7 protein-coding genes are annotated in these 5,431 nt (G+C 39.6%); 5 read left to right on the top strand and 2 right to left on the bottom strand.

Going from position 1 to position 5,431, the window contains the following annotated elements; all coding sequences use genetic code 11:
- Positions 1-36: 36 nt before the first annotated feature.
- From BKK50_RS11335 to BKK50_RS11320, 5 genes are all read left to right on the top strand, one after another.
- The gene (locus BKK50_RS11335; protein ID WP_244149461.1) at positions 37-276 is read left to right on the top strand and encodes a DUF4224 domain-containing protein; all 240 of its coding nucleotides are present in this window, start codon (positions 37-39) and stop codon (positions 274-276) included.
- A 9-nt stretch (positions 277-285) separates the two neighbouring features.
- Complete coding sequence (locus BKK50_RS12990; protein WP_244149460.1) at positions 286-897, top strand: phage integrase SAM-like domain-containing protein; 612 nt, start codon at positions 286-288, stop codon at positions 895-897.
- A 6-nt stretch (positions 898-903) separates the two neighbouring features.
- Complete coding sequence (locus tag BKK50_RS12985) at positions 904-1,320, top strand: tyrosine-type recombinase/integrase (protein WP_341864594.1); 417 nt, start codon at positions 904-906, stop codon at positions 1,318-1,320.
- Positions 1,321-1,463: 143 nt separating this feature from the next.
- Positions 1,464-2,399: a KpsF/GutQ family sugar isomerase gene (locus BKK50_RS11325; protein WP_077418168.1), complete on the top strand. Its 936-nt coding sequence runs from the start codon at positions 1,464-1,466 to the stop codon at positions 2,397-2,399.
- A gap of 9 nt (positions 2,400-2,408) precedes the next feature.
- On the top strand, positions 2,409-2,951 hold the full coding sequence (locus BKK50_RS11320; RefSeq protein ID WP_077418166.1) for a KdsC family phosphatase: 543 nt from the start codon (positions 2,409-2,411) through the stop codon (positions 2,949-2,951).
- Positions 2,952-3,002: 51 nt separating this feature from the next.
- Here BKK50_RS11320 and BKK50_RS11315 read toward each other — a convergent pair whose 3' ends face one another.
- Together BKK50_RS11315 and BKK50_RS11310 are read right to left on the bottom strand one after the other, a co-directional pair.
- On the bottom strand, positions 3,003-3,689 hold the full coding sequence (locus BKK50_RS11315; RefSeq protein ID WP_077418164.1) for a hypothetical protein: 687 nt from the start codon (positions 3,687-3,689) through the stop codon (positions 3,003-3,005).
- An 8-nt stretch (positions 3,690-3,697) separates the two neighbouring features.
- A complete protein-coding gene (locus BKK50_RS11310; RefSeq protein WP_077418162.1) occupies positions 3,698-5,125 on the bottom strand; it encodes a basic amino acid/polyamine antiporter in 1,428 nt (475 codons plus the stop codon).
- Positions 5,126-5,431: the final 306 nt, after the last annotated feature.

Raw genomic sequence — 5,431 nt, 5'->3', positions numbered from 1 at the left:
TTGAAGTGCCGGATATTTTGAAGTGAGGGAGGAAATATGGAAATTAATATCTATGAAGACTTTCTTTCCAAACCTGAAATTGAGTTTCTGACGGGAAGAAAAAATAAATCGCTCATTATTGAGCAACTCAATACTATGGGTATCCCTTTCAAAGAAAATGCCAACGGGTACCCTATTGTTCGCAGAGATTACGACAAATCCAAATCACGTTCAACAACTCAAGAAGTCCAATCACACGAAGAAATCCCTTGGAAACCTGCTGTATTACAAGTTTAGGAGGTAATGATGGCTCGTCCACGTAAAAGAGAAAATCAAGGCTTGCCACAAAATTTAATTTGCCGGAAACGTCAAAGAAAGAATGGAAAAGTTGTCACATATTACTATTATGTAATGAGCGACAAAAAAGAAAAGCCGTTAGGAATAGATAAGCATTTAGCCGTATTAGAAACAGCAAGGCTTAACTGTGACAGGGTTAAGATAAGAGAGAACATAATTACATTTGTGACTGTCGCAACGCGGTATCATACAGAAGTCATCCCACTTAAAGCACAGGGTACGCAAAGATTACATAGATCTTATTTAAAAAATTTGCTTGCATTTTTCGGCAACCCTCCTGCTCCATTAGATAAAATCGAGCCTTATCATATCAAGCAATATCTTGAATGGCGCAAAAGCAGCACCGGTTCAGCAAATAATGAGATCGCCCTCTTTCACCACATTTGGACTAAAGCACGTGAGTGGGGGTATACAAAATACTCTTGCCCTAGTGAAGGTGTACAGCGTTACAAAATAAAATTTCGTGATATTTACATTGAAGATCATATTCTAGAAAAAATCTACTACTTTGCAGATGAGCAATTACAAGATTTAATTGATATTGCCTATCTCACAGGGTAACGACCTATTGATATTGTTAATATTCATCGTAAACAAATAATGGACAACACACTCAACATCACCCAACAAAAAACAAAGGCTAAAGTACGTATTGCTATTGTAGGAAAATTGAAAACGATCTTAGATAAAAGGTTATCATCAACCCATGATTATATCTTTAGAAATAAACACGGTAACAAGCTAAAAAGAGATACACTTACATTTTGGTTTTCTAAAATCAGACAAAAAGCGGCTGATGCCTACCCCGAATTTTCTGATGAAATTCTAGCCGTCCAATTTCGCGATCTGCGAGCCAAAGCCGGAACAGATACTTTCCTTTCTTCCAATACTGAATCGGCCCAAAAACAACTCGGTCACGCCTCACCTCAAATGACCAAACGTTACATCCGAAAAGATAAAATTGTTCAACCAACTAAGTCATAGTTTCGGAACATTTTTACAAATTTCGGAACATTTTTATAAAAAATCATCATATCCAATTGATAATAATAGCTTTTTTATGAGTTTAAATTAGGTAGTTATTCAGATAAAATAACCGCAATTTTAACCGCACTTTAGGAATATTTATGAACTATCTACAAATTGCACGGGATACGCTTTCCGTAGAAAGCCTTGCGCTCATGCAATTAAGCCAACGTTTAGACGAAAATTTCAACCAAATCGTTGAGTTGATTTTGGCTTGTCAAGGTCGCCTCGTCATTGGCGGGATTGGTAAATCGGGCTTAATTGGAAAAAAAATGGTTGCCACCTTTGCCTCCACCGGTACACCAAGTTTCTTTCTTCACCCAACAGAGGCGTTTCACGGTGATCTGGGTATGCTTAAACCCATTGATATTGTGATGTTGATTTCCTACAGTGGCGAAACCGATGATGTGAACAAACTCATTCCAAGTCTGAAAAATTTCGGCAATAAAATTATCGCCCTCACCAGTAATAAAAATTCGACCCTTGCCCGCCATGCAGATTATGTATTGGATATTACGGTTGAGCGTGAAGTCTGCCCAAATAATCTTGCACCAACGACCTCTGCCCTTGTCACATTGGCATTGGGTGATGCCCTTGCGGTATCCCTTATCACAGCAAGACATTTCCAACCTGCTGATTTTGCAAAATTTCATCCGGGCGGTAGCCTTGGCCGCCGTCTGCTTTGTCGGGTAAAAGATCAAATGCAAACCCGGCTCCCGATTATTTCACCTAAGACAAATTTCACCGATTGTTTAACTGTGATGAATGAAGGACGAATGGGGGTGGCACTGGTGATGGAAAATAAAAAATTGAAAGGCATTATCACTGATGGGGATATCCGCCGCGCCCTCACCGCCAATGGTGAAAGCACTCTTAATAAAACGGCACAAGATTTTATGACAAGCTCACCAAAAACCATTAACCAAAACGAATTTTTAGCGAAAGCAGAAGATTTTATGAAAGCGAAAAAAATTCATTCTCTTGTGGTGGTTGATGATGAAAACAACGTCGTGGGTTTAATCGAATTTTCAAGCTAAGGAAGCCAAATGCAACAAAAACTCGAAAAAATAAAATTAGTGATTACCGATGTAGATGGTGTGCTGACTGATGGACAGCTCCACTATGATCTCCATGGCGAAGCCATTAAAAGTTTCCACGTACGTGATGGTTTGGGGATTAAAATGTTGATGGAATCAGGTATTCAAGTTGCTGTGCTTTCCGGTAGAGATTCGGCGATTTTACGCCGCCGCATTGCGGATCTCGGTATCACCCTATTCTTTCTTGGTAAATTAGAGAAGGAAAGCGCCTGTTTTGAATTAATGAAACAAGCCGGTGTAACCCCTGAAGAAACCGCTTATATTGGCGATGATACTGTGGATCTCCCTGCTTTTGCCGTCTGTGGACTTTCTTTTGCGGTGGCTGATGCCCCTGTTTATGTAAAAAATGCCTCCGACTATGTGCTTTCCCTCGGTGGGGGGAAAGGGGCATTTCGTGAAATATCCGATATGATTTTAACCGCTCAAGGTAAATCTGCCGTCTTTGACAGCGCTCAAGGTTTCTTAAAATCCGTTAAAAATATGACGCAATAATCCCTTTCTTGATAAAAAATAATCCCTCAATTCAACATTGAGGGATTTTTATTACCAGCAAAACCGTTCATTGACATCATTTTCCAACCGCTCTTGTTGCCATTTTTCTTTATTTTTAGGATCGGCGAAAAATGCCTCCTGCTCCTTCAAACGAACCTTTAATTTGGCTTCCGCCACTTTTAAAGCGCTATGGCGATCTTGAAATTTAGAAGGTAAGGCTTTCATCAAAACAATCTCATAGGGATGCGCAATCACCCAATTTATCGCTTCCTCTGCCAATTGACGCTGCTTGTTCAGATCACAAAAAGCATAAGGATTGATAAATTGCCCCACGATTTGGCTAAAGCCTGTATTTTCCGCTATGCTCGCCTTAGGCAAATCCAAAACATACAATGCAGTAATTAAACGATTTTGTCCCCGATAAAACCATTTCACCGCCTCATCACGCAAGCCAAAATCATAGGCTCGTGCTGACAGGGTAAACAAGGTGATCGGAGAAATGCGGGCTGAATTTTCTTCCACAAATTTGACCGCCCTTTGATATCCATTTAAAGTATTTTCCCGCAACATAGGATCAAGCTGATTATGTACAAAAACATTTTGTGCTTTGCCTTTTTCAGCGGAATAATAAGGTTTCACATAAATATCAATAGATTTCACCGGTGTTTTGCTTAAGGTGGTACAAGCTACGCCGCCAAGTGCGGTGAATATCACCGCAATTTTTACAGAAAATTTCACAATTTCTCCTAAATAGAAAGCAAACCTTGAGATAACGCCCAACACGCCATTAAAAATATACCGATTAATATGATCAATAAGCCCCATTCTTTTTTACAGAGATCAATCTTACCTTTTTGCTGATATTGGGAATATAAATAAACCATCACACCCGGGACGTATAACACAACGGATAAAAACAAATAATCCATACCGGCGGCATAAACAATCCACAAACCATAAAGGGTTGCCATCAAACCGGTAAGTTGAATATACCATTTTGCCTTGCATTGTCGGGCTAATTTAAATAAATACGCCCCAATAAGAATGTAGGGAACCAAAATCATCGAGGAAGCAAGAGAAATCAATTTTGTATAACTTTGGCTGGTAAATAACACCAAAATTAAACAAAGCTGAATGACAATATTGGTGAACCAAAGAGAATTAATCGGCGTATTATTTTTATTGAGTTTACTCAACATACGCGGAAATGCACCGCTTTCTACACCTCGATAAGGCACTTCGGTGCAGTACATTGTCCAACTGATATATGAACCGAGTACAGAAACAATTAAACAGAAAGTAATCATCATTTTCCCCACTTTCCCAATCATTGATTCTAAAATCGGTGCCATAGACGGATTTGACATCATACTTATCGTTTCACGTGGCAAAACACCAAACGACAAGACGGTAATCGCCACATAAAGCACTAAAGTGATACAAATACCAAGCACCGTTGCCGTACCAATATCACGCTGTCTTTTTGCGTGTCCTGATAAAATTGAGGCGCCTTCAACCCCTACAAAGACCCAAAGGGTTATCAACATCGTGTTTTTCACTTGCGTGAGCAGATCCATTGATTGATTTTGATTCATCACGGTTTTCCCCTCAAAATCGCTAAAAAACTGCGTTGGCGAGAAATAAAGTGCGGCTAGAATAATAAATAAAATCAAAGGGAACACTTTAACGAGTGTAGCCAGTATATTCACAAATGCCGCTTCTCTAACACCACGGGCAATCAGCCAATGCACCAGCCAAACGACAAGTGAAGCGCCTAAAATGGCATAGAAGGTACTGCCCGTGCCAAAAATGATCTGTTCCGGTGTATCCACAAAAGTACCGATGCCTTCAAAAGCCACCACAAGATAACTCACGCTGCCGATACCGGAGCAAAGCCAATATCCCCAAGCAGAAAAAAAGCCCACTAAACCACCAAATCCTTCTTTGGCATAAATATAAACACCGCCATTGAGATCCGGGCGAAGACGGGATAAAAAGAAAAAAGACAGCCCTAGAAAGACAATACCGACACCGGTGATTGCCCAACCAATCAATAGTGCTTTCACACCGGCTACTTCAGCCATATTTTGCGGTAAACTGAAAATCCCAGATCCAATCATAGAACTGAGCACCAGTGCCGTTAACGCAAATAATCCTATTTTTTTATTGGACATATACACCACACTACCATCAAAAAGAGCGGTGAATTTTAGCAGAGTTTTCCGGTATTATGTAGCAAATGCACAAAACAGAAATTTTAACCAAAACGTAGGGACACACTGCGTGTGTCCGTTATAAAATCAAATTATTTCAATAGGTTAAAATTCGGACACACGCAGTGTGTCCCTACAAGATAACAAAAAACCACGTTGTGCAACTGCTGCATAATACCGGAGTTTTCTCTTTTTCCTATATAATTATGCAACAAATTAAATATTATATGCAGAATATGAAAATCAACTTAATCCATAGCCAAACTA

Origin of the sequence: Rodentibacter rarus (assembly GCF_001998965.1) — a bacterium.
In the GTDB taxonomy this organism is placed as follows: domain Bacteria; phylum Pseudomonadota; class Gammaproteobacteria; order Enterobacterales; family Pasteurellaceae; genus Rodentibacter; species Rodentibacter rarus.
This window is presented reverse-complemented; position numbering and strand designations above follow the sequence as displayed.

What these genes read in the sequence shown, in the direction of transcription:
- BKK50_RS11325 (WP_077418168.1), top strand. Translation starts at nt 1,464, where the DNA reads ATGAACTATCTACAAATTGCACGGGATACGCTTTCCGTAGAAAGCCTT.
- BKK50_RS11320 (WP_077418166.1), top strand. Translation starts at nt 2,409, where the DNA reads ATGCAACAAAAACTCGAAAAAATAAAATTAGTGATTACCGATGTAGAT.
- BKK50_RS11310 (WP_077418162.1), bottom strand. Translation starts at nt 5,125, where the DNA reads ATGTCCAATAAAAAAATAGGATTATTTGCGTTAACGGCACTGGTGCTC.
- BKK50_RS12990 (WP_244149460.1), top strand. Translation starts at nt 286, where the DNA reads ATGGCTCGTCCACGTAAAAGAGAAAATCAAGGCTTGCCACAAAATTTA.
- BKK50_RS11335 (WP_244149461.1), top strand. Translation starts at nt 37, where the DNA reads ATGGAAATTAATATCTATGAAGACTTTCTTTCCAAACCTGAAATTGAG.